Source organism: Aeromonas sp. 160P (assembly GCF_055193095.1).
In genome coordinates this window covers 1,105,181-1,129,716 of sequence record NZ_JBUXKV010000001.1, presented here as the reverse complement: position 1 = coordinate 1,129,716, position 24,536 = coordinate 1,105,181, and the positions used below count along the sequence as shown (strand labels likewise).

The 24,536-nt window shown below is 57.0% G+C and carries 22 protein-coding genes; 3 read left to right on the top strand and 19 right to left on the bottom strand.

All coding sequences use genetic code 11. The annotated features are described in order from the left end of the window. Positions 1 to 54: 54 nt before the first annotated feature. The 17 genes from ACY8FN_RS05365 to ACY8FN_RS05285 all read right to left on the bottom strand — a co-directional run bounded on the left by ACY8FN_RS05365 (position 55) and on the right by ACY8FN_RS05285 (position 17,519). Entirely contained in the window at positions 55 to 3,753 is a 3,699-nt protein-coding gene (locus ACY8FN_RS05365) for a DUF6701 domain-containing protein (RefSeq protein ID WP_463099421.1), read from the bottom strand. Next, positions 3,750 to 4,217 (bottom strand): MSHA biogenesis protein MshP, encoded by a 468-nt coding sequence (locus tag ACY8FN_RS05360; protein ID WP_463099420.1) that lies wholly within the window; start codon positions 4,215 to 4,217, stop codon positions 3,750 to 3,752. Before ACY8FN_RS05360 ends, ACY8FN_RS05365 begins: the two co-directional genes overlap by 4 nt. Further along, complete coding sequence (locus ACY8FN_RS05355; RefSeq protein WP_463099419.1) at positions 4,207 to 5,121, bottom strand: PilW family protein; 915 nt, start codon at positions 5,119 to 5,121, stop codon at positions 4,207 to 4,209. Before ACY8FN_RS05355 ends, ACY8FN_RS05360 begins: the two co-directional genes overlap by 11 nt. After that, positions 5,121 to 5,741, bottom strand: coding sequence for a type IV pilus modification PilV family protein (locus ACY8FN_RS05350; RefSeq protein WP_463099418.1), 621 nt, complete (start codon positions 5,739 to 5,741; stop codon positions 5,121 to 5,123). Before ACY8FN_RS05350 ends, ACY8FN_RS05355 begins: the two co-directional genes overlap by 1 nt. Then, positions 5,728 to 6,219, bottom strand: coding sequence for a prepilin-type N-terminal cleavage/methylation domain-containing protein (locus ACY8FN_RS05345; protein ID WP_463099417.1), 492 nt, complete (start codon positions 6,217 to 6,219; stop codon positions 5,728 to 5,730). The genes ACY8FN_RS05350 and ACY8FN_RS05345 overlap by 14 nt, the downstream gene beginning before the upstream one ends. A gap of 60 nt (positions 6,220 to 6,279) precedes the next feature. After that, positions 6,280 to 6,738 carry a prepilin-type N-terminal cleavage/methylation domain-containing protein gene (locus ACY8FN_RS05340; protein WP_463099416.1) on the bottom strand — a complete coding sequence of 153 codons (459 nt, stop codon included), beginning with the start codon at positions 6,736 to 6,738 and terminating at the stop codon, positions 6,280 to 6,282. A gap of 14 nt (positions 6,739 to 6,752) precedes the next feature. Further along, positions 6,753 to 7,424, bottom strand: coding sequence for a prepilin-type N-terminal cleavage/methylation domain-containing protein (locus tag ACY8FN_RS05335; RefSeq protein ID WP_463099415.1), 672 nt, complete (start codon positions 7,422 to 7,424; stop codon positions 6,753 to 6,755). A gap of 77 nt (positions 7,425 to 7,501) precedes the next feature. Then, entirely contained in the window at positions 7,502 to 7,963 is a 462-nt protein-coding gene (locus ACY8FN_RS05330) for a hypothetical protein (RefSeq protein ID WP_463099414.1), read from the bottom strand. Between the two features lie 87 nt (positions 7,964 to 8,050). Continuing rightward, complete coding sequence (locus ACY8FN_RS05325) at positions 8,051 to 9,271, bottom strand: type II secretion system F family protein (RefSeq protein WP_098971035.1); 1,221 nt, start codon at positions 9,269 to 9,271, stop codon at positions 8,051 to 8,053. A 74-nt stretch (positions 9,272 to 9,345) separates the two neighbouring features. Continuing rightward, positions 9,346 to 11,055, bottom strand: coding sequence for an MSHA fimbrial ATPase MshE (mshE, locus tag ACY8FN_RS05320; protein WP_068978345.1), 1,710 nt, complete (start codon positions 11,053 to 11,055; stop codon positions 9,346 to 9,348). Positions 11,056 to 11,123: 68 nt separating this feature from the next. After that, on the bottom strand, positions 11,124 to 12,203 hold the full coding sequence (locus ACY8FN_RS05315; protein ID WP_463099413.1) for a tetratricopeptide repeat protein: 1,080 nt from the start codon (positions 12,201 to 12,203) through the stop codon (positions 11,124 to 11,126). After that, entirely contained in the window at positions 12,200 to 13,090 is an 891-nt protein-coding gene (mshM, locus tag ACY8FN_RS05310; RefSeq protein WP_463099412.1) for an MSHA fimbrial biogenesis protein MshM, read from the bottom strand. Before mshM ends, ACY8FN_RS05315 begins: the two co-directional genes overlap by 4 nt. Before the next feature lie 92 nt (positions 13,091 to 13,182). Next, a complete protein-coding gene (mshL, locus tag ACY8FN_RS05305; RefSeq protein WP_463099411.1) occupies positions 13,183 to 14,922 on the bottom strand; it encodes a pilus (MSHA type) biogenesis protein MshL in 1,740 nt (579 codons plus the stop codon). Positions 14,923 to 14,992: 70 nt separating this feature from the next. Then, positions 14,993 to 15,322, bottom strand: a complete 330-nt coding sequence (locus ACY8FN_RS05300; RefSeq protein ID WP_139729221.1) for a SctD/MshK family protein — start codon at positions 15,320 to 15,322, stop codon at positions 14,993 to 14,995. Next, positions 15,315 to 15,962: an MSHA biogenesis protein MshJ gene (locus ACY8FN_RS05295; protein ID WP_463099410.1), complete on the bottom strand. Its 648-nt coding sequence runs from the start codon at positions 15,960 to 15,962 to the stop codon at positions 15,315 to 15,317. Before ACY8FN_RS05295 ends, ACY8FN_RS05300 begins: the two co-directional genes overlap by 8 nt. Next, positions 15,962 to 16,555 carry a PilN domain-containing protein gene (locus ACY8FN_RS05290; protein ID WP_463099409.1) on the bottom strand — a complete coding sequence of 198 codons (594 nt, stop codon included), beginning with the start codon at positions 16,553 to 16,555 and terminating at the stop codon, positions 15,962 to 15,964. Before ACY8FN_RS05290 ends, ACY8FN_RS05295 begins: the two co-directional genes overlap by 1 nt. Positions 16,556 to 16,655: 100 nt before the next feature. After that, positions 16,656 to 17,519 carry an MSHA biogenesis protein MshI gene (locus ACY8FN_RS05285; RefSeq protein WP_463099408.1) on the bottom strand — a complete coding sequence of 288 codons (864 nt, stop codon included), beginning with the start codon at positions 17,517 to 17,519 and terminating at the stop codon, positions 16,656 to 16,658. 86 nt (positions 17,520 to 17,605) lie between these two features. Here ACY8FN_RS05285 and ACY8FN_RS05280 point away from each other — a divergent pair, with 86 nt between their 5' ends. After that, positions 17,606 to 18,529: a 1-aminocyclopropane-1-carboxylate deaminase/D-cysteine desulfhydrase gene (locus ACY8FN_RS05280; RefSeq protein WP_463099407.1), complete on the top strand. Its 924-nt coding sequence runs from the start codon at positions 17,606 to 17,608 to the stop codon at positions 18,527 to 18,529. 21 nt (positions 18,530 to 18,550) lie between these two features. Here the strand turns inward: ACY8FN_RS05280 and ACY8FN_RS05275 are convergent, their stop codons facing one another. Continuing rightward, positions 18,551 to 20,473 carry an EAL domain-containing protein gene (locus ACY8FN_RS05275; protein WP_463099406.1) on the bottom strand — a complete coding sequence of 641 codons (1,923 nt, stop codon included), beginning with the start codon at positions 20,471 to 20,473 and terminating at the stop codon, positions 18,551 to 18,553. Between the two features lie 512 nt (positions 20,474 to 20,985). On the opposite strand from ACY8FN_RS05275, the gene ACY8FN_RS05270 reads away from it, so the two are divergent. Then, positions 20,986 to 22,512 (top strand): EAL domain-containing protein, encoded by a 1,527-nt coding sequence (locus ACY8FN_RS05270; protein WP_463099405.1) that lies wholly within the window; start codon positions 20,986 to 20,988, stop codon positions 22,510 to 22,512. Here the strand turns inward: ACY8FN_RS05270 and ACY8FN_RS05265 are convergent. After that, positions 22,509 to 23,159 carry a class I SAM-dependent methyltransferase gene (locus ACY8FN_RS05265; RefSeq protein WP_463099404.1) on the bottom strand — a complete coding sequence of 217 codons (651 nt, stop codon included), beginning with the start codon at positions 23,157 to 23,159 and terminating at the stop codon, positions 22,509 to 22,511. The two genes, ACY8FN_RS05270 and ACY8FN_RS05265, sit on opposite strands and share 4 nt — an antisense overlap. Before the next feature lie 274 nt (positions 23,160 to 23,433). Between ACY8FN_RS05265 and ACY8FN_RS05260 the strand changes: the two genes are divergently transcribed. After that, positions 23,434 to 24,531, top strand: coding sequence for a calcium:cation antiporter (locus tag ACY8FN_RS05260; protein WP_042019692.1), 1,098 nt, complete (start codon positions 23,434 to 23,436; stop codon positions 24,529 to 24,531). Positions 24,532 to 24,536 lie beyond the last annotated feature (5 nt).

The window sequence follows — 24,536 nt, the reverse complement described above, 5'->3', positions numbered from 1 at the left end:
TAATAAACAAGGAGATAGGGGGTAAGATCCTGAAGATCCATCCCCCCACCTCCGTTACTGCATCACTTCACGTCGATAAATAATTCTGTCATTACCACGGCTGGAGCCGAAAATGGCCTCACCTTGCAGGCTTGTCGGGTCAGACAACCACGTCGGCGAAGATGGCTGTTTTGCCAAATCGACCTTGTAGGGGATCCGTACCGAGATATCCGGCTTGGCAAAGTGGAACAGGATCACCCCGTCTTTCGCCAGCGCAGCATCACCACCCGGTGCCGAGCTTCCCAACCCCAGCTTGATCTTGCGACCCGCCCCCAGATTCAACTCGCGGGTCGCCGCATCAAAGGTCTGGCTCGGGTTGATGAAAGTGAACCCCTGATTGGCCAAAGAGAGCTGGGTACATTGGTCTTCCTTATTCAGCAGCCAGTTGCCCGCTTCGTAATATTGCATCCGCTGTGGAATGGCCAGCGGTGCCGAGGCAACCCCGGCTTCAGTCCCGGCCAAAAGGCGGCCATACAACAGTTTTTGAGTGCCCAGCCGCACCGCATCACAACTAGCCCCCGCGCAGGCTCCTGCTACAGCCGCATTCATATTTGGATTCGCCAACAGCGTAGTACCGCCATCCTTATCATCGACTTTGATACCAAAGCTCAACGTGGCAAACGGTGCTTCTGGACTAGCAGCACGATCAAAGCGGGTATTCAGCCCCAAAGGTGACTGCTGATTAACGCTCGCAATACCACTTGCCCAGCTGAGCGAGGGAGATAGTGTAATACGCTTGTCACGCGCAACCCCATCCAGAGCATTGGCCGCCACCATCTCAGCAACCCCTTTAGCGAACGCCCCCTTATAGTTCTGTGTCGTCCCTTGCTGCAGATTGCGCGCAGTGAGCACAAAGCCGCTGGCAAAGGGCTGACTCATGTATGTAAAGGCATTGCAGGCTGGCGTAATAAAACCACCACTCAAACTGTAATCCCAAGGCACGAAACGGCCGATGGGGGCGCTCCAGCGCAATGGCACCTTCAACTGGGGCGTCTCGTCCTGATAACCTGGATAGGGCACAAAATCAGTAATACCCACCTTGAGCACCCCCACTTCATCCCACTTTGCTATCGTGCTACTCACGCCTTTAGAGATAGATAGCAAGGCCGGTGACACAGTGCCATTCACGCCTGTTAGTGGGGCCAGCCTCGCCCATTGCACGGCCAAGTTCGTCGCGCCAAAACCGGGGGTAAGGGCCTCCTGTTGATTAAGCGCCTGGGCCTGCAGCATGAACTCTTCACCGGCCTTGCGATACACGCCACAGTTAGCCATGTAGCTTGTATCATCTGCTCCACTACAAGCAGGTTGGTCCTGACCTCGCAATAGAATAGAACTTGGCAACACCGCAAACGTGTCGCTGCCAATCAGCTTGAGGGTACCTGTGGCATCGCTTTTTTGGAAAGTAGCGTCCAACCGCAACACCCCCGCATCCGGGTATTGCACTGTCAGCTGACCAACACCATCTCCATTAAACGGCACGATAACGCTTCCCGATGGTGCGACAGCTGTGCTATTGACCATCGGTACGGCACTACTGACCTCAGAGACGACCTTGGTCGATGCAAATTGGAGGGTCTGATTACCGGTCAGTAATGGCACACATACCTTGGTCGCCCCCGCATCGTTTGATTTGATAGCGCGAATCGAGGTGACACCCGAGGCACCGGCATAGAAGGTGGGCACATTGAAACGCAGTGCAGCATCGGCAAACGGGAGCGTGCAATATTGTTTAGCAGGCCCCAATGAACCGGACCGACATAATGTATCACTCTGTGGCCGCAGTGGCGGAGTCGAACTTGACACCCCCATAGTGATTGAATTGGCCGAATAATTACTCAACATCACTTTGGTGACACCATTAGTAATGGTCACAATGCCATTGTTGACATTATTTAAGCCACTGCCAGACGACCAGCCACCATTCGGAATTGATTGGGGAGTGAGTTTCGCCGTTACCGAGCCTGACATCAATTGCGAGCAATCTGCATTGGCGCAGGCTTTAATCGTGACTTCTTCTGGTTGACACGTAATTCCCTGCCCTGAATGGGAAAACTCAAAATGATGCACCTGAACTCCGACCGGGTTCACTTTCAAAGCACATATCTTTACGTTATCGATGTCATGTTTGTTGTTTGAACCACCCGTTGAACCAGTGAACGATAAATAAAAATCCTCAGGTATCGAGGACTGTCCAGGTTCCTTAATGGCATCAAATGATGGAATGCCAGATACAGTCGCATAGCCAGCGCCGACATTTCTCTCCAGCGACACCATGGTTTTATTTCCCGAACGGGAATCAACCGTCAAGCGATAGCGATGTGGGGGGGTAGGGTAATCTTTGCCATTGTGTATCGCAGGGCTCAGAGTTGCTGAACCATACAGATACCGATATCCAGTCGTACCGGATCCCGAGCCTCGAATAGCAATTGAATTCTTGCGGCTAGGTTTATTATTACTACCGCCTTCAGCAGAAAAGTTACCAAATTCATCAATGCCAACACCTAACCAGCCACCTGCGAATCCGGGTGCAGCACTGCCTTTATGGCCATACCCCAACGGTCCACCAAATGCCCCCGGTTGAGGGGTTATCTTGGCGTCTGACAACACCATGGCAATACCATCTGCACCAGTACCACCATAAGCGGAATGATCGAACTCTACCGTCACCAAGTTATTAGCCGCAGGAAATAATTTCAGGTAGGTCAATGAGGTCGCTTGATCATTTTGATTTTCAGTTAAACGCAAGCGGCCATTTTGAATAGAAGGGGAAAATGTACCTTTACTGGTTTTAGTTACCCACTCAGGCTTGAGTGGTAATGAATTAAAATTATCGTTAAAACATTGCAACTCAGGCTCAAATTTCTGTACGGTATCTCTTATGATGCCATTACTATTCATTGTCAGGCTTTCACTTGTGACTCGCCCATTTATTACCGAGTTTGAATTTATCACCACGGCACCAGCAGAATATACGTAGCCAGTAAGCGCTGAATTGGAGTTTAGTTTCACGTCAGAGTAACCAAACAATAACAATGAGCGTTCCGAAGCTGTTCCGTTCGTATTTGAATTAAAAAAACCATTAATATCAAAATTGTTTTTTACAAAAACTCTAGCATCACCAATTAATTTTACAGCCTTTCCTGCAGACAGGTTAAGTTGTTCAATCCAGTAATCCCCAGGCCCTAATGTTATATCTTTATTTACATTAAGGACGTTAATGAACATCTCTTTTTCTTTTGGCAAAATGCTGAAATCTTTGCAACCACCATTTATGCTTACTTGGCCAAAGTTATTTTCACCATCACCAATTGTCACACTACCACCATTACACTCAATATTATTTTCCGGTAATGACGTATATTTAAAGCTATTCCCACCTTCTATACTAAGCCCTTGAGCTGTCACGGGAGGAGACGTTAACTTACACGTTATCCTGCCTCCTTTTAAATCATCACACCCATCATTAGGTGGGTAATCATTTATAGTGCAAAATTTCAGCGGATCTGCATTGGTACCATATATTTTAGCAGTGCCATACTGAACCAGCCCATCATTATTAACACCGCTACATACAGTATTATTTCCACCTTGGTGACCTTGTACAACAGCAGGAAACACTTTATTTATATCAATATCAAAAGCGTAAGCATTGAATGTAGTTAAACTAATAGCAACAGCTTTTAGTAGTAATAAGTGAAGGCTAGATTTCATCATTTAGCTCCATCATAAGCTTCGGCCATCAGGGTTCTGCTTACTGCAAAATCGGGGTTAGCGCTGTTGGGATTAGCAGTACCACATTGACCCACACTCTGTAGCCGATAGCCGGTGCTTGACTGGTTGTTATAGGTCACCGGTACCTCCTGGCAACTGACCTCCACCTTGCAGCCTACCAAGCCAGGATTGCTAAACTGACGCTCCCCCTCCTGCACCAAGCTGCATCGATCCGAAGGTGGCGTGGTCGGTCGGTTGGGAAAAAGCTGATACAGAGCAATCTCCAGCCCGCTTTGGGCAGCCAGCAGGGCGCGCACACTGCGCACCTCTACGGTATTTTTCTCGCCGCTATCGACCAAAAAACGGCCCATGGCAGCAGCCAGTAGCGCCATCACCACAATCACAAACAGGGCGATCATCAGGGCACTGCCGCGCATCCGGCCGAAAGAGTGCGGATCAAGGGACATTCAGCACCTCTATCTTGTGGTTGAAGGTGACCGACTCGCCCTTGCGCTCAAAGACAAAGCGCATGCCAAATCCCCCTGCAGCATTAAAAGTCGAGGCAGAGGTCTCCCGATAGAAGACATTGCCAGGCCGCAGTGATTCTGCCATCAAGGTACCTAATGGCATGCTGCCGCCTGCAGTGCCGATCGCGTCACTGGCGCGATATAAGGCACCGTTTTGCACGCAATAACGCACCTGCTCACGAGCAAAATAGACCCGGCTGCCAGGCGATTGGCCATCCAGCGGCGCACCGCTATATCCGATTGCCTGGGCGCCAGAGATCACAGGCCCCACCGCGGCGACCTGCACCACGCAGCGGCCATAATCACAGCGGTCCCATATCGACTGCGTACCGCTGGAAACGGGTTGGGGAAACACCGCCAACCAGTCCTTGTTTTGCTCAACCGAAACAGGCGGCGCCACCATTACCAGCTCAAGTGTGGACGAGGAGCCAGACGGGCGATTAAGGGCAAGATAGCGGCCAGAGTTGCTGATCGGCCAGAACCGCAGACAGGGGCCTTGGTCCAGCCAGTTGCCACCCAGATCTTCAATTCGCTCCGAGCCCGGCACCGCATCACGCAGTTCGCGGTTAAGCCGCTCCATGGCGAAGCGGGCGTCGCTCATCAGCTGCTCACGGCTGCTGGCATCACCATAAATCTGGGTGCCAATGCCGATAAACTGGCTGGTAAAGGTCGCCATGATACCGAGCAGCAGGATCACCATCACCAGCTCAACCAGGGTAAAACCCCTGTTACCCCGAGGTTTGCCGTAGGTTCGATTAGCCGGTAGGCGTAATCGGACGTCGGAAGTAGCTGCAGGAGCAGACATTCGGGCAGGAAGGCAACACCCGACAGCGGAGCGGTCCATCAGTAGTTCCCCCGATAGAAGGAGAAGTCGAGCACACTCCCATCCGGCAGCTTTACCTGCAACAGGATCCGCTTGCCGATAGACTCCGCCTTAAGGCCCGGGCTTCCAAACAGGTCATCCGGCGTGACGGAGATCCTGACCTGATAGTTGCGATACTCATCGTCGTTATTCGTCACCACGCTGGTTTGCGTAAACCAGCTGGCCTTTTGCCAGCTGCCTGCAGTATCAAAATCATCCACATCATTAAAGGTGTAGGGTGCCAGTTCACCACTATCTGGGCCATAAGCGCTGGCTTGCCAACCGGTGATGGCTGGAGCAGGAGGCTGCTGGGTACAGGCCACACCCACAGGGCAACTGCAGTCCCCGTAAAACTGGCCATTGAAGGTCTCGCCACAGCGATAGCGACCGCCGTTATGATCCGACTGTACATCAAACGACTTTTGCAGGATCTCACCTGAGAGGCGCTGGGCCAGCTGAGCAGCACGCACCTGCTGCACCGGATCCACCGCCTGCGGCGCCTGATTAATGAGCAACCCAAGAATGCCGGTCAATGCCACCGCCAGCAGCACTATGCCGACGATCAGTTCAATCAGGGTAAAACCGCGCTTAAGGGATCTCATGGATAAACCCCTCGGATTCAATCTGGATGCGGCTAGTCTCACGGCCATCGGTTACTTGCAGGGTACAACCCGTCGCACAGGTGCCCAGCGGACGCCCCATCTGATCGAAGCGGATAACAAAAGGAGCCTTGCCATTGTTCCAGGAGAGGGTTAACCCGGCAGAAGGGGTCACCGGACGACCACGGGTGAGTTGATTGGGGTTCCAACTCGATATGGCCGCAGGATCACTACAGGGAGCGATGGTACTGTGACCAAACTGGCCCGCCTCGACACGCAGTGACGTACAGCGATTGGCAGGTTCATGCATATTGACGGTCTGCACCAACCGCAGCCGGGTCAGCAGCTCGTCGCGCACGGTTTGAATTTCAAAGCCGCCTTTGCCCAGCCATTTGGGCACGGCAAAGGCGGCCAGAATCCCGAGTAACAAGACTACTAAAACCAGTTCAATAAGAGTAAAGCCTCGGTTTTGTTCTGGCATATGTAGACCTTTAAAAAGATGGAGAGACAGCAGCTCTCCATCTTTGTGTATGTATCAGGCTTATTTACAATCTTTAACTGCTGTAGTCGGCAAAGATCCAGATACTGCTTGGGTATAAGTAACAAAACAATTTGTCGCAGTACCAGCAGAAACACCTGCGGGGAAAATCTGAATACTGCTTGATGCTGGAGTACCGAAACTCCAATCGCCAGCACTCAAATCGAGCACCTTTTTGAGGTCTGCCTCGGTAGCTTTCGGATAGCCATAAGCAATCGCAACATTGACACCATTGCCAATATCCAGAGTAGTATCAGGCAACTTATCATTACCTGCGATAACTGATTTGCTGTAAACCATCGCACCTGCGGAGTTCAGAGAACCCTCCACACCTTTTAGAGTTGATGTACGCGCATCATCCTGCAGATTCAGGAACTTGGGTGCAGCGGTGACCGCCAGAATACCCAGAATGATAATCACGATAACCAGTTCGATCAGGGTAAAACCCGCCTGTTTTTTCATTTCACTTTCCTCTGTTAATTAATATTGGTGGTCACCTGCCCGGATGCCGGACGGTAACTGAAACTCATAAATGCATCAGTTTTGCCTTGCGGATCCTGATACTTGCCATCACTGCCCTTACTCAAACTATTGACCAAATAGTAGCGGCAGACCGAACTCAGGCCATTACTGCTCACTGTGGCATAGTATTTCAGGTCATTCCCGCTACCGCGCACTTCATTGAAGCTGGCCGTAGCCTTGGGCGGGTTTTGCAGTAACCCCTCCCAAATATTGAGACAACGATCTGCGGTCAGATTGGTCGGGTCCACATCCGGTGTGCCGCTGGCGGCGCTATCCATCGGATAACCAGGGGACAGTTCGCCATTGCTGATCTGGCTGTCGGTCGGTGTGGTCAGATAGAAACGGCTGCCATCATAGAGTACGGTATTGAGGCTGTCCTGCTTGGCTCGCCCCTCCGCTTCCCACTGGGCCCGCACCAGCGAGACACCAGTGGCAAAACCGCCGGAAACCCCTTCCACACTGGCCTTTTTCGCTTCATCTGTCACATCGAGAAAACGGGGCAACGCGGTTACCGCAAGGATCCCCAGGATCACGATCACGATCACCAGCTCAATCAGGGAGAAGCCTGATGCGCCTCTCATCATCCCGTTCTGTGGCATTGATGGTGCCATTGGTTTCATTGACATGCTCCCTTGGTAAGGGCCGGCATTATTCCATGCTGGCCTAAAAAAATCATGTAGTTGGGTCATATGATTAGCTTCATTCAAGGCTTTTTTATCACTCGTCCGTCAGCAAACTGATAAAAGAGCCAATAACCATCCCAGCCCATCTCGCAACCACGGCCATCGGGGCTGACCAAAAACTGCAGGGGAGGCATGCCACCGTCCGTCTCACCCACCAGTGCCAGCCACAACTGGCGGCAATTTTCCGAAGGGGATTGCAGTGGCACTAGCCCCAAGGGCCAACCTCTGGCGTCAAACTGCCACCCCTTTCCCACCACATGCAGCACTGGTGGACGCCGCTCATCAAGCCAACGTCCGTGCAAACGCTGTGCCCGTTCGGCAAACTGCTCCCCCAGCAGGGTAAGAGTGAGCTGCTGCGCCTCCTCCCGGTTGCTCTGATAGCTGCGCACCAGGGTTGCGACGATCACCAGCAGCAGGATCACAGCGGCAATCTGCCGATATCCCGCCAGCCAGCGATCATCTTGCTGCGTCTGTCTGTTCATCCAGCCCTCGACTCCACCGATCACTTGCCACGTACTGCTCTCAGCATGTCCCGCCACTCAGACGTGAAGATACCCAATGACAGGGGATTACTTGCCTCTTACTGCTCTCATCATGTCCCACATTGGCGTAAAGATACCGAGCGCCAGGATCAACACCATCACCGCCACGATCCCGATCAGGATCGGCTCGATGCGGGCGGTAAGGCTCTTGAGGTCATAATCCACCTCCCGCTCGTAATACTCGGCCGCCTCGTGCAGCAGGTCATCGACCTGACCTGTCTCTTCCCCCACCGAAATCATCTGCATCACCAGCGGGGTAAACAGGCCGCTGCTACCGGCGGTGCGCAGCAGGCTCTCGCCCCGTTCGATACCGGCGCGCATGTCCCGCACCTTGCCAGCCATAAAGGCGTTATCGACCGCATCAGCCACCAGGGTCAAGGCGGTATTCAGCGGCACACCGGCTTTAAGCATCATCGAAAAACTGCGGGCAAACCGGGCCAGCAGGGAGCGCTCTATGATGGTGCCGACAATCGGCAATTTCAGTTGCCATCTGTGCCAGGTCAGCTTGCCCTTGGTGGTGGCAACCCAGCGACGCCAGCCAAACACCATGCCCGCCAGCATGGCGAGCAGCAGCCACCAGTAGTTGACGAAAAAGTGGGAGGTGGCGAGCAGAATGCGGGTCGCCAACGGTAACTCCACCCCGAATTTGGCGAACATACCGGCAAAGACCGGGATCACCATGATATTGAGGATCACCATGGCGATACCGATGGCGATCATCACGAAACTGGGGTAACGCATGGCAGTTTTGATCCGCTTGCGGGTCTCCAGCTCCAGCTCGAAATAGGTGGCAAGCTGCAAGAAGGCCTCTTCCAGCTGACCGGTGTTCTCACCCACATGGATGATGGCGACAAACAGGCTATTAAACACCTTGGGGTGAGCCTGCATCGAGCTCGACAGTGGCCGACCGTTACCAAGATCCTCCCCCAGTGAATGGAGTGCCCGCTTGAGCGGCTTGCTGTGGGAGCTCTCCTCCAATCCGGCGATGGCGCGCAGGATCGGGATCCCGGCGCGGGTCAGGGCATACATCTGGCGACTGAAGATCACCAGTTCGTCCAGCTTGACGCCCCCTTCCAGCAGCAGTGACCAGTCGATGGCGGCGGATTTGGCCTTGCCCGGTTTGAGCTCGGTCGGCATCACCCCGCGACGCATCAGCTGTTCGGCAGCGGCCATCTCGTTGGCCGCCTCAACGACGCCACTGGTGGCATTGCCCTGACTGTCACGACCCTTGTAGGCAAAGGAACTCATAAGATGTACCTGCCCCACAGCGCGCTAGTGTCATGGCAGCCATAGCAGGTGTTGGCGATGAAGTGAGTCATGGCTTACCCCAGATCCTCGGCCAGTCGCAGCACCTCGTCCACCGAGGTGATCCCCTGACGGGCATAATCGAGCGCCGTCAGCGCCAGCGGGCGGAAGTGTTCGTGCTGACGGGCCGCCTTGGCAAATCCTTCTGCATCGTTACGGCGCAGGGCATCCATCATCGGTTGATCCAGCTCCAGCAGTTCGTAAACCCCGATCCGGCCAGAATAGCCGGTAAAGTTGCAGCTCTGGCAGCCACGGCCCTTGTGATACGTGTGCTGGCCCGGCGCTTCGCCAGAGAGCACGGTGAGCCAGGTGGCCTGCCCTTCGTCCGGCGCACTCTCCTCGACGCAGTGCTCACATACCCGCCGCACCAGCCGTTGCGCAACCACAGCACGCAGCGCACTCGCTACCAGATAACCCGGCGCGCCCATGTCGATCAGGCGCAGGGCACTGGTGATGGCATCGTTGGTGTGCAAGGTGGTCAGCACCAAATGGCCGGTAATGGCGCCACGCAGGCCGATCTCCACGGTTTCGTTGTCCCGCATCTCCCCCACCAGCAGGATGTCCGGATCCTGACGCAGGGTGGAGCGCAGCACCTGAGAAAAGGTGAGACCAATCTTGGGGTTAACCTGCACCTGATTGACGCGAGAGAGACGATACTCCACCGGGTCTTCCACCGTGATGATCTTGTTGCTGGCCTGATTGAGCTCGGAGAGCGCCCCATAGAGGGTGGTGGTCTTGCCGCTACCAGTCGGGCCGGTCACCAGGATCATGCCATGAGGACGGTGTAACTGACGGCGGAAGCGGGTCAGGATATCCGGCGGCATGCCACTGTCGGTCAGTGACAGGATGCCGGAGGATTGATCCAGCAGACGCATGACCACCGACTCGCCATACTGCACCGGCATGGTGGACATCCGCACATCCACATCGCGGCCACGCACCTTCATGTTGAAGCGGCCATCTTGCGGCAAGCGTTTCTCGGAGATATCGAGCCCGGCCACCAGCTTGAGGCGCAGCACCAGCGCCTGGGCGATCCGCACCTCGTTGAGGATATTTTCGTGGAGAATGCCGTCGATCCGCTGACGAATGCGCAGCACCTTTTCGTCCGGTTCGATGTGGATATCCGAGGCACCCACTTGCACCGCATCTTCGAACAGGGAGCGCAGCAGCTTGGCCACCGTTGCCTCCCCCTCGTCATTGGCTCCCAGATTGCTGGAACCCAGCTCGAAGCCGGAGTCCTGATACTCCTCCTGCAGCTGTTCGGCGAAGCTCTCGATCTCGCGGGTACGGCGATAGAGACGGTCGAAATACTCCAGCAGTTGCCCTTCCCGCGCTACCGCCAACACCATGATGCGCGGACTGAGCAGCGCGGCGATGGCATCGAGGGCACTCAGATCCGCAGGATCCGACATCGCCACCGTGACCCGGTCGTCGGTCAGATTGACCGCCAACGCCCGATAGCGACGCGCCTGCACTTCAGGCAGCAGCGGCACTGCGGCAGCATCGATGGTGAGGTTGTTGAGATCGAAGAAGGGCACATTCAGCTGGCGAGCCAGGAACTGCAGCAACTGCACTTCACTGATAAAACCGAGGTCAATCAGGGTCGAGCCCAGCTTGCGACCGGTCTGACGCTGCTGCTGCAGGGCAAGCTGCAACTGATCATCAGAGATGATCTGCTCTTGTACCAGCAGGTCGCCGAGGCGCATTTTCAGTCTGGGTTGTGCCATTACTACTCCGATAAATGTGATTCAAAACCCGCCACCAAGCCCGCTTCGCTAATCGAATCTACGATTTATCAAGGGGTTAGTTGGCCAATACGTTGTTCCAGCCAGCTGGTTGACGCCTCGCCGAGGTTGCCGTGCAGCAGCGCATTGCGATAAGCATCAAGCGCCCGCTGACTGTGGCCCTGACCATCTTCTGCAACGCCGAGGCCAAGCCACCAGCGGCCCTGATCCGGCTGCTGATGCAGCAGTTTCACGTAGAGCGCCGCCGCATCGGCATTCTGGCCCAGCTCCTGAGTCAGCCCGGCCCAGGTGGCGTAATAGTCCATGTTGCTGGCCAGATCCGGCTGATAGCCGGACAACCAGCCAAGCGCCTGCTGCTGCTGCCCCTCGCTGATGGCAAGGCGGGCCAGCAGCAGACGAAAATCGGCCTGTTGGGGATCGAGCCGGATCCCCTCTTCCAGCAGCTGACGCGCCTCGGTCAGACGGCCCTCGCCGTAGAGCAGCCCCGCCAGCTGCTCGCGCGCCCCCTGATTGTAGGGATCGTGGGCCAGCACCTGATAGTAGTTGTCCTGCGCATCCCGCAGGCTTCCCTTGGCCATGGCGGTGGTCGCCTTGCGCTCCGCCAGTGCCGCCAGCTCCTTGGCCGACAGCTCGACCGTCTCGATCTTCAATACGCTCGGCTTGCGCGGCGCGCTGGCGACTGCCTGCTGCTCTGCCGCCAGTTCGGCGTAAAGCTCGGGCTGCAGCTCTTCATCGGTCGGCTCGGACTCGTCAACATCGCTGGAGGCATCAAAGGGCGCCCCATAGGCCGTATCGCCAGAGTCATGCTCCCCAACCTCATCATTCACCTCATCCTGGCTTGGCAGTGGCAGCGCAGCTGCCACCTCGACCGGCTCGGGCTGGCTGACCGGCGCGGCGGCCCTTGCCACCACATCGGGGGCGATCACTTCGCTGGCAGGCGTCACGGTATGGGTCTGCTGCCAGTAGATCCAGGTTCGCCAACCAAGGATCCCCAGTGCCAGACCGCAGATCAGGGTCAGCAGCAACATCCACCATCCCTGCTGGCGCGCAGGGGCAATATAGACGGCAGCACCTTCGGATCCTTGCTGGCGCCGATCCAGATCTTTCAGCATCTGGTTGATGACACTCATGGCCAGACTCCATAAGCCAGGGCGCACCCCAGCAACAGTAACAGGGGCCACCAGCGCCGTGGCGCAAAGCGGCTCGCATCGTCGGTATCGCGAATGGCGAGCCGCACCAGACGGCTATCGATCTGGCGCACACCCTGACCATAGGCCAGCATCAGGCACTTCTGCGCCAGGATATTGATAAGTCTCGGGATCCCTCGCGATGCACGCCACAACAGGCGCATGGCTCGACCTGCAAACAGCGGTGCCCCGCGGTAACCGGAGACCTGCAATCTGTGCTCTAGATAGGCGCGAGTCTCGTCAAAACGCAGCGGCCGCAGGCAGTAGGAGAAGCCAATCCGCTGGCGCAGTTGGCGCAGATGCGGCTTGCCCAGTCTGGTATCCAGCTCCGGCTGGCCGAACAGCACGATCTGCAGCAGCTTGCTCGATTCGGTCTCGAGATTGCCAAACAGGCGGATCGCCTCCAGGGTCTCGTCCGGCAGCGCTTGCGCCTCGTCGATCAGCACCACCACCCGACTGCCCTGCTGGTGCAGGCTGATCAGGTGACGGTGGATACGATCGGTCAGATCCAGTTCGCTCTGATCCCGTACCGCCAACCCCAGCTCCAGTGCCAGCGCGATGCGCAGTTCGGCCGGAGTTAGGTGGGGATTGGGCAACCAGGCAAGCCGCACCGGACGCGCTTCCGAACCCAGCTCGCTGAGCAGCTTGCGGCAGAGCAGGGTCTTGCCGGTCCCCACCTCGCCGGTCACCTTGATAAAACCCTCCCCCTGCGCCAGCGCCCAGTTGAGCACCTGCAGCGCCTCTTCGTGAGGCGGCAGGCCGTAGTAGAAGCCGGTATTGGGAGTGAGGCTGAATGGTGCCTCCTGCAGGCCGAAGTGGGTCAGGTACATGAGACCTCACCTGCCACGGCAAGCAAGCAGCCTGTGCTGGCAAGGCAGCACAAGCCGTTCGGGATAAGGGTGACCGCATCTGGTGTCATGGGTCAGCCCTTGGCCGGATACCACTTGTCGAGCAGCTCGGAGGAGCGTTGCAGCTCGTTTTGCCAGGTATCTTTCTCCACCACGGTCGGTTTGAGCATGATCACCAGCTCCACCTTCTTGGTGCTCTCGCGGCGGTTGGTAAAGGCTTCGCCCACCCAGGGAATATCCCCCAGCAACGGCACCTTGCTGACGATCTCCTGCTTGTCGGTCTTCATCAGACCGCCGATGACGATAATGTCACCGTTATTGGCCTGCACCACGGTATCGGATTCGCGGATCGAGCTCTTGGCGAGCGGCAGGCTCATCTTGCCTCCCGTGGTGCCCAGATCGATGGTTTTGTTTTGTTCTTCGGTATCAATCACTGAGGGATGGATATGAAGCAGCACCTTGCCCTCTTCATCGATCTGTGGCGTTACGTCCAGCGCGATGCCTGAGAAGAAGGGGGTCAACTCAACATTTGGCGTCCGCTCAGTCCCTGTTGTGGTTGAGGTAATTGTCGTCGTCGCATTGGTGACGAAGTACTCGTCCGTCCCGACCTTGATCACAGCCTTCTGATTGTTTGTCGCAGTGACACGGGGGCTGGAGAGGGTATTCACATCCCCCTGAGTCTTGAGCAAGTTGACCGCCACGTTAAAGTTGCCGTCAGTAATAGTGAAACCAGCCCCTCCACCAATTGCGTTAAAGATGGGATTTACTGCACCAACAAGACTCTCGCCAAGGGATCCTCCTCCATTCAGCAAGTTGTACTCTGGAGTAGCCCCCGGAGCCACCAGCTTAGGCTGAGCAACCTTGGGAATACCTTTATTTCCATCCCAACTAGCTGTCAAACCGCTCCAATCTACCCCCTGCTCATAACCTTCACTAAGAGCTACTTCCATAATTCGCGCTTCGAGTACGACCTGACGTTTTAGATGGCTTTCGGATTGAGTCAGGAATTCACGGACTGCTTTTAGCTCTTTCGGATAGGCACGAATAGTGACCAAGCCTGCCTGTGGGCTGGTAATGACAGCCCGACCATCACCATTTCCAATCAGTGTTTGCAAAGTGTCACGTAGGTCGGTCCAATAATCACTGTTGGTATCAGTCTCAATCTGGGTACCATTCGATGTGGTTTGAGTATTGGAATTACTCGAAATACCTGTGCCATTCTGGCTAGATGATATTTCGGTATTGCTGTTGGAATTCAACCCGCTGTTGTTTGAGTTGTTCTCACTAGAAGTCACCCCGCCGGTGCTGACCGAGGTGCGCGAGAGGCCACGGCGGGACATCATCAGATAGTTGACCGGGATGGTTTCGGTACGCAGACCCGCCGGATAGATATGGAAGACATTGCCCTTGCGCTGCACGTCGAAGCCGTACATATCGCCCACCACCGCCAGCACCTCCGGCAGAGTCACATCCTTGAGCTCGACGGAGACCAGCCCGGCCACCCCGGGGTGAACCGCCACGCTGTAGCGGGAGCCCTTGAACAGGGAACCGAAAAACTCCACCGCCTCCACGTCGTGAGCCGCGATACGCAGCCGCTTCTCCGGCATGCCGACCGGCATCTGCGGCCGGTTCAGCTGCAGCAATTCACTTTGCACCGATTTGGGCAAAGCGGTCAGAGGGGCAGCCTGTTTCTGCTGTTCGTTCATGGCATGCTTGAGCGCATCCTTGGCCTGGGTCGGCTCGGGGTGCTGATACGTGGTACAGCCCGCGGCCATCATGGCCACGGTGATCAGACAGAGACGGTGTGTTTTCATGTAATTAGGGCACCCTGACTTGCAATTAAACTCGATAAAACAGGCTCACCTCACAGGAGGCAACACCGATTCAAACCCGGATCTTGCTGGCAAACAGCGCCACCGTATGGCGTTTTCCCGCCTTTTCCAGCACAACGGCATCGGCATTGATGGCCACCAGCATATAGCCATCCACCTGCTGCCCGACCCGATAACTCTTGCCATTGAGCACTGCCAGTGCCGGGCCATTACCCAGCATGACGCTCTGCAGCTTCGGCAACCCGGCACTGCTCTCGCCAGTCGCACTGGCACCGACCGCCACATCCGCCAGCGGCGCAGTAGGATCCTGCAATACCTCGACCTGCTCCGCCTGTACCAGCACGCTGAACAGGCAACAGCACAATGCAAACACTCTAGCCACGGATAAACTCCTTGCTGGTACTCAGGGTGTAGATCTCCATCTCCACCACAGCGCCGGGATAGGCCTTGACCTGATAGTCGAACTGCTTCCAGTAGAAGTGGCGCGGCAAGGCTTCCAGTGCTTTAAGATATTGATAAACATCGAAATAGCCGCCTTCCAGTTGCAGCCGGATACCGTGTTTATAGAGATTGACCTGCTGCTCTCCCGCCATCAGCGGGGTCGGTTCCAGCGAACTGAGGGCCAGCATATGAAGATTGGCGGAGCGGGAGAGCAACGCCTCCAGCACCAGCGGCATCTCGTGGGCCGGGATCAGATCCACAGTCTGGGCCTTGAGCTCACCATCGACCCGGGCCAGATCGACCGCCACCTGCGCCAACTGGTCGTGAACCCCCTGGTTGGGATCCCGCTTGAGCCGGGCCTGCTTGCCGAGGTTTTCCAACGTCATGATTTCGAGGTCGCGCTCGGCCGCGCTCAGGGCGATGCGATCCTGTTGCAAACGGATATCGGCGCCATCGAGCCAACCATAAAAACCGGCAGCCCCCAGCAACACCAGACCGGTCAGCAGCATTAACACCCGCTCCCGCTGGCTCAACACCGCGATGCGCTGGCCCCATGCTTGCCATTGTGCTTTCAGGTTCATCAGGGTTTCTCCCGCGCGATGCCGCTCAACTGGAAGGTCAGGCGACCCTCCTTGTCACGGCTCAGGGTCAGTTCACCAAACTCCTTGCCTACCAGACTCGGGGTCTGCTTGAAGCGGTTGACCCAGGCCGGCACATCCTGACTGCGGCCAGCAAAGCCGGAGAGGTTGATCCGCCCTTCGTTGATTTCAATACGCTGCAACGACAGGTTGCTGTTGCGAATGCGGGACAAGTCCGCCATCAGGCTGGCGTAGCCCTGGGATTTTTGCAGGCTCAGACTGCCCAGCTGACGCATCAGCCCCTGCTTGGCGGTCAGCTCATCCTGCTGGTTGGTGAGTTGCTGCTGCAGGCGGGGATCCGCCTGATGACGAGCCAACTCGGCGTCCAGTCGCTGGGCCTCGCCGCGTTTGAGATCCAGTTCGACATTGCGCTGCGCCAGCGCCCGGCTGACCTGTTGCTGCTGCCAGCTGTAACCGACACCGACCAGCAAGATCAGCAGCAGCGCGCAGCCCCATACCAGCGCCATCTGATTGAGGCTGGCCCACTGCCGTTTGGGGCGAAACTCGGCGCCATAGAGGTTTATCTGACGTTTCATCACGCATCCTCCCCGATGGCGGCGGCATAGGCCGAGAGGTATTCGACACCAGCCAGCAACATTGTTTTGTTGGCCATGGCAGCAAGGGGGATTAACACGCTCATTGATCATCTCCCAATGCGGCAGCGTAGGCAGAAAGATACTCAACGCCAGCCAGCACCGCTTTGTTGGCCATGGCGGAGACGGCAAAGCCGAAGGTCTGCTGCATGTGGTGGGAAAGGATGCCAATAAAGGACGAGGCAATGGCCAGCTGCATCTGACCGAGCTCCGGCAACTTGAGCTGGCCCGCCAGATAGTCAAGAGAGCGCTGGATCTCCAGCGCCAGCGAGTCGAGCAGCATGCTGTCCGGCTCATGCTCGCCAGTCAGGCTGGTAAAACCGCGCAACTGGCGAGAGAAGCAGAGACCCCCCTGATGGAAGACCAGCAGTTGCAGATCCTGCCCTTTCGGCTGCCACAGCAGCATGCGCACGGTCTCGTCCACGTCATAAAGAGAGGTCAGTGCCAGCTCGTCGCTGATGATGGATTGCAAGGTGGCAATACCATTGATGGCATCGGCCAGCTGTTGCACCCGGCTCTTGGGCAGGCAGATCACATTGATGCGCGGCCGACCGGCTGGCGGGGTGGGCAAATCGACATAATCCATTGCCAGTTGCAGCACCGGCTCGCTGACATAATCTTTGACCGCCCAGGGGAGCGCTCCCGCCATCTCAGCGTCGGGCACCGCCGGCTTGTCGATCTGGATCTGTTGATAAAGGCTGGCGGCGAGGGCTACCCGCACCTTAGACTTGGCCAGCCCATGACGACTGAACAGCTCATTGATGGCAACCGCCCACTCCTGTGGGCCGTTAATAGAACGAGTCGCAAAAACGGGGGAATTGCCCACCGCAGCCAGCATGATCCTGTCATTGGCCAGCAACAGCCCCACCTGGCGGCTTGGCGTCGATCCCCTGAACAGTTGTTTCATGTGAGCTCGCCCATCAATAGTGGTTAAATGTGTGAAATATTAACATAAACAGCAAATTAGCTTCCATATAAAAGACGGACTCACCATTGCAAGCCAAGTTTCCAGCTGAGTCAGATGACGCCGCTATCCTGCCCTCGCCCCTGCAACGCCTCCATCACCCCTTGCTGCACCGCTATGGTGTCGAGCTCTGGTGCAAGCGGGATGACCTGATCCATCCAACCATATCAGGCAACAAGTGGCGCAAGCTCAAGTACCACCTGCTGCACGCCAAAGCGCAGGGCAAGCAGCATCTGCTGTCGTTTGGCGGCGCCTACTCCAATCATATCCACGCCTTGGCGGCGGCAGGGTGCCAAGCTGGTCTTCGTACCACAGGTATCATACGGGGCGAATCCCATGCCGTCAGTAACTCTACCCTGCAGGATGCCAGACGCTGGGGTATGGATCTCGTTTTCGTCGACCGTCAGAGCTATCGGCAGCGGCAAGACCCCGAGTGGCTAGCCCAATTTGCGGCCAGCGACACCCTGATCGTGCCGGAAGGGGGCAGCAGCCCGCTGGCCATCCCCGGCGTCGCCGAGCTGGTCGGTGAAGTGCCCTTTTCGCCAGATCTCTGGGTACTGCCTTGCGCCAGCGGCGGCACCCTGGCAGGGCTGATTGCAGGCAAGCGGCAACCAGAACAGATCCTCGCCATTGCGGTGCTCAAGGGAGGTGGCTTTATCGCCGACGAGGTGTGCCGCCTTCATCCTGCGGCCACCAGCATCCCCGGCTGGCGGATCGCGCTGGATCACCACGATGGCGGCTACGCCAAATTCAGCCCCGACCTCTGGCTGTGGGTGCAGGATTTCAGCGCCCAAACCGGTCTGCCCCTTGAGCCCATCTACAGCGGCAAGGCGATGTGGGGACTGTTTCGCGAATTGGCGGCGGGACGCATCGCCCCCGGCAGCAAGATCGTCTTTATCCACACCGGCGGCATGCAGGGATTGGCGGGCTTGAAAGAGCAAGGCCGCCTTTAAGCCGCAACCCTCTTTTCAGGATCAGGCTGGCTCAATAAACAATCGCTGAGGCGGAGCAAACCAGGGGCCCTGACCGGCATGCACCCCGAGGTGGCGCAGCATCTTCCACTCGTCGCCACTCTCCACTCCCACCGCCAGTACCCGGGTGCCGGTATTGGCACAGCCCCCCACCAGACTACGCACCGCCATCTGGTTGACCTGACGAAGATGGATCTCCCGCACCAGACTGGGATGCAGCTTGAGGAAGTTAATTTCAAACTCTTTGATGTACTGGGTGCTCACCACATCCTGACCGGCGTGATCGATGGCCAGCCGACAACCGAGCATCCGCAGGGAGCGCAGCGGCCGCTTGAGGGCCTCAAAATGGCGAGTGACCTGGGATTCTGACAACTGCAGAACCAACCGCTCGTTGGTGCTGCGGGGCAGTTGGAACAGGGCGAAGAACAGCCAGCGCTGAAACTCGCGGTTAAGCAGGCTCTGGGCACTCAGGGTCAGGCTGATGGGGCAGCTCTGCTCGGGGCGCTGGCGCAGCAGGACCAGGGTCTGCTCTGCCACCCAGCGATCCAGTGGCAACAACAGCCCCACCTTCTCCGCCATCGGCATGAAAATCCCCGCCTGCAGGGCTCGTCCCTGCTCGTCATGGAGATAGGTCAGCAACTCCTGCTGCAGCACCACCTGGTCCCGATCCTGCTGGATCGGCTGGCTATAGAACTCGATGCCCTGCTCTTCCAGGCGACGGCTGATCAGGGTGCGCCAGCGCACCGAGCCCTTGCTGCTCTGCTCCTCATTCAACTGCTTCTCATAGAGGAACCAGCCATTATGGCCCTGCAGGCGGGCACTCTTGAGGGCCAGCTCAGCCTCCTCCTGTACCTTGAGCAGGCTATCTTCGGCCTGATAACAGACGGCACCGAGATAGACTGCTGTTTCGGGATTGACTGTCTGTGGCCAGTGCAGCCGTTGCAGGCTCTTGAGCAGCTGGTTCGCCCCCTCCACCATTTCGCTTTCGGACATATTGGGCAGCAACACGGCAAACACTTGTCCGGCATAACGGGCCTGCAGAGCACCATTATGTTTACGCACGAAAGCACCAATGGTGGCACTCGCTTCCAACAGCAGGTCACGGCTCTGCAGCTCGAGCGGCTCTGACTCCAGCTCTTCAAGGCAAGCGAGATCGATCAGCAGCACGCCACCACTCATCACGCTCGCCTCCATGATGGCGCTCTCCAGCCGGTTGTCAAAAAACAACCGGTTGCCGATACCGGTCATCTTGTCGACATAGGCGTTGCTGCGGATAAAGTTGTCGAAGCGGCTGCGCTCCTTGCGAGCATCCGCCAGCTCGGCGAGCAGGTGGTCGAGGGCCTGACTGGCGGCCACCGGCCACTCTTCGGCGGGGTCATGATTCAGCTTGGAGAGTTTGTCATCGAGGATCAGCTGGGCGCGGATACCCAGCAGCTCGGCACCGCGCAACTGCTGGCGCAGCCAGCGAATGGAGTACCAGAGACCGAACACCACGATAAAGACGCCCAGCGAGATGCCGGACATCGCCCTGATGGAGTACTCCGCCTCCTTGAAGGGGCGCTCCAGCTTGAAATTGGCCTGCATGTCGGCCTGGTGGGGCAACGGCAGGCTGTATGGCTGCAGCAGCTGTTCATCGACTGAATCCTGCACGTTGCGGAACCAGTAGACCCGCTGATCGTTCTGACGAACCTCCAGCTCCACCACATGAGCGGCTCGCAACAGGGTGGGCAGCCAACGGCTCATATCTTTCATGTCATGAGCCACATCCAGCTGCTTGTCGATCACCTCGACCAGCGCATCGACCTTCTTTTGCTGCAACTCCATGCCCAGCTGGCGAAAGCTGAACACCCCGCCAATCAGCACGGTCGCCATGGCGGCGATCACGCACAGGGTGATAAAGGAGACAAGCTGTGTTGTGAGTTTCATGCACCTTTCCGTATGCCCGGTACCATCCATGTGACCTCATGCTAGCAGCGGCGTCAGCACCGCAGCTATGGATGAAGCGCCCGCTTCTGCAATTTAGGCGGGCAGCATAACCAAAGCACGGAGAGAATACCAAGAATGGGGGGAGGTGATGCGGTGCTGATGCGGTACTAGGGGAGATAGCTGGCAGAAAAATGGTCCCTCAACGGGGACCAAAAGGAACACTCATATCAAAACTAACACTCTGTGCTACTGATAAAAAAACAGATACAGGAGTATTGAACACACGGTGAGTCAAACCGCACAGTCACTGTAATCCAGTTCGGATAAGCCGAGCAATTGTCATTTATGACAGGTCAGCGATTGAATCTTGCGTTAAAATTATAAAATTCATTATAAATCAAATAATTAACCAGCACCCCAATCAGTTTGATAACTCTGATTCAAATTGATTGTACTAATCCATTATGATGACAATATCCAACTGTGTCTTATGAAACTGGCAGGTACTCCCTTTGCGTATATCTCCCGTCTGGATCTCTCTGTTGCTGTTCGCCCTGCCTATCGTGGGTAGCCAGTCTCTCGGCCTGTGGTTTGCCAAGCCGATGGCCTTCCATCTGCTGGAAAATAAGGTCACCGAGCTCAAAGAGGCAATGGCAGAACGCCACAGGGAGCTGGATGCCGCCATCAACAAGCAACTGGCACAGTTTAAGTTCGACTGTGGTGCCAAGGACATGATGCTGCTGCGCGATCCCCGCTTCTACAGCAACCACATCCGCCTGCAGGGGCTGGAGCTCGCCTCCGGTAACAGCTGCTCCAGTCTGGGGGTGGGGATTACGATGCTCAAAGATGCCCAAAACAACGGGCAGAAGTACGGTAAATTGGGGATTACTGCTACCGTGGCCAAATTCAATACCGAGCAGGAGATGGTGGCCTACTACCGCGCTGGCAACAACATTGCCTATTGGGTACTTGATAACAGCTGGAGCCACGAGCAGTTGCAACACCCCTGTACCAACTGCTTCTATCTGGAGTTCAGCCGGCAGGCTCCCGATGCGGCCACCGTTCACTTTCCACGCGGCGACAAGACCATCAAGCAGGAAGAGGGCAGCCGCAGCCTGAGTTTCTACGATCCGAATGAACTCACCAGAAAGACGATCTGGGCGGGAAAAGCGCTGGAGCAATATGCCCATGACCAGCTCAATCACTACGGCCTCTGGTCCGGCATAGTGCTAGGCGCCCTGCTCAGTGCCGCGTACTGGCTACTACGCAACTACCGGCGCTCCCTCAAGGGGCTGCTACAAACGGGGCTAGCCAAGCGGGAATTTGTGCCTTTTTACCAACCAGTGGTGAATAGCCAAACTCGCCAGGTTGTTGGCTTTGAGGCCCTGCTGCGCTGGCAACGTGGAAACGAGTTAATTCCTCCGGGTTCTTTTATCGACTATGCGGAGGAACAGGGGCTGATCCTGCCGATGACCGAGCAGTTGCTGGAGCAGGTGATCAGCGACCTGCCGCTGCTGGCGCCGGAGCAGTGGGTCAGCGTCAATCTGGTCGCAACCCATATCGAACAACCACTACTGCGCCAGCTGCTGGCAACACACCATAATCCCTCCCCTGACCGGCTCACCTTTGAGCTGACCGAGCGCAAACCGATCCACGACATCAAGGCGGCTACCGAGGAGATCACCCTGCTGCAGCAGATGGGCTATCACTTCAAGCTGGATGATTTCGGCACCGGCTACGGCGGCTTTGCCTACCTGCAGAGCCTGGGGATCCGCCAAATCAAGATCGACAAGATGTTCGTCGATACCATAGGCACCAACGACCTCAAGCGCAGCGTGCTGGATGCCATCATCGCCTTTGGTCGGGAGTCAGGGATGGAGATGATCGCCGAAGGGGTCGAGACCCAGTTGCAAGTCGACTATCTGAGCCAGCAAGGCGTCTATCTGATCCAGGGTTACGTCTTCGGCAAGCCCATGCCGCTAAAGATGTTGCCGCGCTGGCAACGGGAGTGGCAACTGCAACACCGCGAGGCCAGCTAGCGCAGATATTGCAGGATCTGACCGCGAAACGGCTGGGCCAGCTGCTCGACATCGTGAGGCTGATGCTGGCTGTGCCGGTAGCCTAGCCCGGCCATCAGCCGGGTAAAGCGCCCCTGCTGACCGCGACCCGGATCCACCAGGATCACCTTGCAGCTTGCCTTGGCATGTTGCTCGATAAAGGCGGCCAGCGTCTCCACATGACCGCGCTCATAGAGCAAGTCGCTGCCGATGATCAGATCGAAGCAGCCCAGATCGGTGGCGGCATCGGCCCAACCGGTACGGGTGAAGGGGATCTCGGCCCCCTGATTAAGCAATACATTCTGCGCCAGAAAGGCACCTGCCTCGGGGTGATAGTCGGTGGCCGTGATGTCGGCATGACGATGGTTGAGCACCAGACTGGCCAAGCCGATGCCGCAGCCCACCTCCAGAATGCGCAGCCCTGTCACCTCCTGACACACCATCTGGCTGGCCAGCACCCGGCCAGAGTCCCAGACAATCCCGAACAGCGGCCAGAAGGCCGAGGAGATGCCAAGAGCCTCTGCCTCGCCCCCATCGTCGGAGAACTGCTGATTGTCGCGCAATGTGCGCAGATGGATATCCAGCTCACCAAATTCGATGGTGTGGTAACGCAGACGAACCGCTGACATAAGCACCCTTATCGCGGGGATAGCGGCCACAGCGGCAGGATTGCCGCAACGACCGCTACCTCACCATGCTACCCCTGCCCGCGCCCGATACCTATCCCTATCGGGGAGAACGACCCAGCCCCTTCAACCGCTCATTTACATTCCGCAACAAAATGATCTGCCCTGACGGGGGTCACTGCCTTTATCATAAGGGGCTGGTTATCGCGCAAGCGATAACTACGCAGCCTGTTTATGTCATCCGGTCGCTCAGACCCCCAGAAGAGAACCATTGCCTATGAAGACATTTATCCGGCAAGAGATTGCCCTGCCCGTTGGCCTGCTGACCCTGCTCTTTTTCAAGACCCTGGGCAGCGACCTGCTGACAGAGACAACTCCGCTCGCGATCTATCTTCCGGTCTCGCTGGCTCTGCTGGCCGTCGTTACCTGGGCCATCTTCTCGGTGGTGCGCCACTCCGATGCCCTCGCCATCAAGCTGGGCGAGCCCTTCGGTACCCTGATCCTCACCCTGTCGGTCATCTCGCTGGAGGTAGTGATGATCTCCTCGGTGATGCTGACCGGCGAGCCCAACCCCACCATGGCCCGCGACACCATGTTTGCGGTGGTGATGCTGGTGAGCACCGGTCTGGTCGGCTTCACCCTGCTGTTTGGCGGCTGGCGCTACCACACCCAGAGCTTCAATCTGGACGGGGTCAAATCCTATCTGGTGGCCATCATCCCGCTGGCGCTGCTCTGTCTGGTGCTGCCCAACTTCACCCGGGGCGGCACAGTCGGCAGCATGTCGAGCCCCATGTCATGGATGCTGATCATCATTTCAGTCCTGCTCTACGGCGTCTTTTTGCTGATCCAGACCCGCAGCCACAGCCACTTCTTCGTCGACAGCGATCACGAGGATTACGAAGAGCACCACGGCCCGCTGCAGAGCAACGTCTATCACACCCTGCTGCTACTGGTTTATCTGGTGGTGGTGATCCTGCTGGCCAAGACGCTGGCCATCCCCATCAACTACGGGGTACATGTGATGCAGGCCCCTGCGGCACTGGGTGGTTTTATCGTGGCCTGTATCGTGCTGGCGCCCGAAGCGGTCGGCGCCATCAAGGCTGCCTTCAACAACCAGTTGCAGCGGGCGATGAACCTCTACTTCGGCTCTGTGCTGGCCACTATTGCCCTCACAGTGCCCGCAGTACTTCTGATCGGCGCCATCATGGGGCAAGAGGTACGCCTCGGGCTCTCCGCCGCCGACATGGTGCTGCTGGTCACCACCCTGATGGTCTGCAAGGTGACCTTCAGCAGTGGCCGCACCAATGTGCTCCATGGCGCCACCCATCTGGTGTTGTTTGTCGTTTACCTGTTCCTGATGTTCGAGCACGAATAACCGCG

Excerpts from the sequence above, each read along its gene's own strand:
- ACY8FN_RS05360 (WP_463099420.1), bottom strand. The coding sequence starts at position 4,217 with ATGTCCCTTGATCCGCACTCTTTCGGCCGGATGCGCGGCAGTGCCCTG.
- ACY8FN_RS05315 (WP_463099413.1), bottom strand. The coding sequence starts at position 12,203 with ATGAGTGTCATCAACCAGATGCTGAAAGATCTGGATCGGCGCCAGCAA.
- ACY8FN_RS05340 (WP_463099416.1), bottom strand. The coding sequence starts at position 6,738 with ATGAAAAAACAGGCGGGTTTTACCCTGATCGAACTGGTTATCGTGATT.
- ACY8FN_RS05330 (WP_463099414.1), bottom strand. The coding sequence starts at position 7,963 with ATGAACAGACAGACGCAGCAAGATGATCGCTGGCTGGCGGGATATCGG.
- ACY8FN_RS05365 (WP_463099421.1), bottom strand. The coding sequence starts at position 3,753 with ATGATGAAATCTAGCCTTCACTTATTACTACTAAAAGCTGTTGCTATT.
- mshE (WP_068978345.1), bottom strand. The coding sequence starts at position 11,055 with ATGGCACAACCCAGACTGAAAATGCGCCTCGGCGACCTGCTGGTACAA.
- ACY8FN_RS05355 (WP_463099419.1), bottom strand. The coding sequence starts at position 5,121 with ATGGACCGCTCCGCTGTCGGGTGTTGCCTTCCTGCCCGAATGTCTGCT.
- ACY8FN_RS05295 (WP_463099410.1), bottom strand. The coding sequence starts at position 15,962 with ATGAACCTGAAAGCACAATGGCAAGCATGGGGCCAGCGCATCGCGGTG.
- ACY8FN_RS05290 (WP_463099409.1), bottom strand. The coding sequence starts at position 16,555 with ATGAAACGTCAGATAAACCTCTATGGCGCCGAGTTTCGCCCCAAACGG.
- ACY8FN_RS05260 (WP_042019692.1), top strand. The coding sequence starts at position 23,434 with ATGAAGACATTTATCCGGCAAGAGATTGCCCTGCCCGTTGGCCTGCTG.
- mshM (WP_463099412.1), bottom strand. The coding sequence starts at position 13,090 with ATGTACCTGACCCACTTCGGCCTGCAGGAGGCACCATTCAGCCTCACT.
- ACY8FN_RS05325 (WP_098971035.1), bottom strand. The coding sequence starts at position 9,271 with ATGAGTTCCTTTGCCTACAAGGGTCGTGACAGTCAGGGCAATGCCACC.
- ACY8FN_RS05265 (WP_463099404.1), bottom strand. The coding sequence starts at position 23,159 with ATGTCAGCGGTTCGTCTGCGTTACCACACCATCGAATTTGGTGAGCTG.
- mshL (WP_463099411.1), bottom strand. The coding sequence starts at position 14,922 with ATGAAAACACACCGTCTCTGTCTGATCACCGTGGCCATGATGGCCGCG.
- ACY8FN_RS05285 (WP_463099408.1), bottom strand. The coding sequence starts at position 17,519 with ATGAAACAACTGTTCAGGGGATCGACGCCAAGCCGCCAGGTGGGGCTG.
- ACY8FN_RS05345 (WP_463099417.1), bottom strand. The coding sequence starts at position 6,219 with ATGCCAGAACAAAACCGAGGCTTTACTCTTATTGAACTGGTTTTAGTA.
- ACY8FN_RS05350 (WP_463099418.1), bottom strand. The coding sequence starts at position 5,741 with ATGAGATCCCTTAAGCGCGGTTTTACCCTGATTGAACTGATCGTCGGC.
- ACY8FN_RS05335 (WP_463099415.1), bottom strand. The coding sequence starts at position 7,424 with ATGTCAATGAAACCAATGGCACCATCAATGCCACAGAACGGGATGATG.
- ACY8FN_RS05275 (WP_463099406.1), bottom strand. The coding sequence starts at position 20,473 with ATGAAACTCACAACACAGCTTGTCTCCTTTATCACCCTGTGCGTGATC.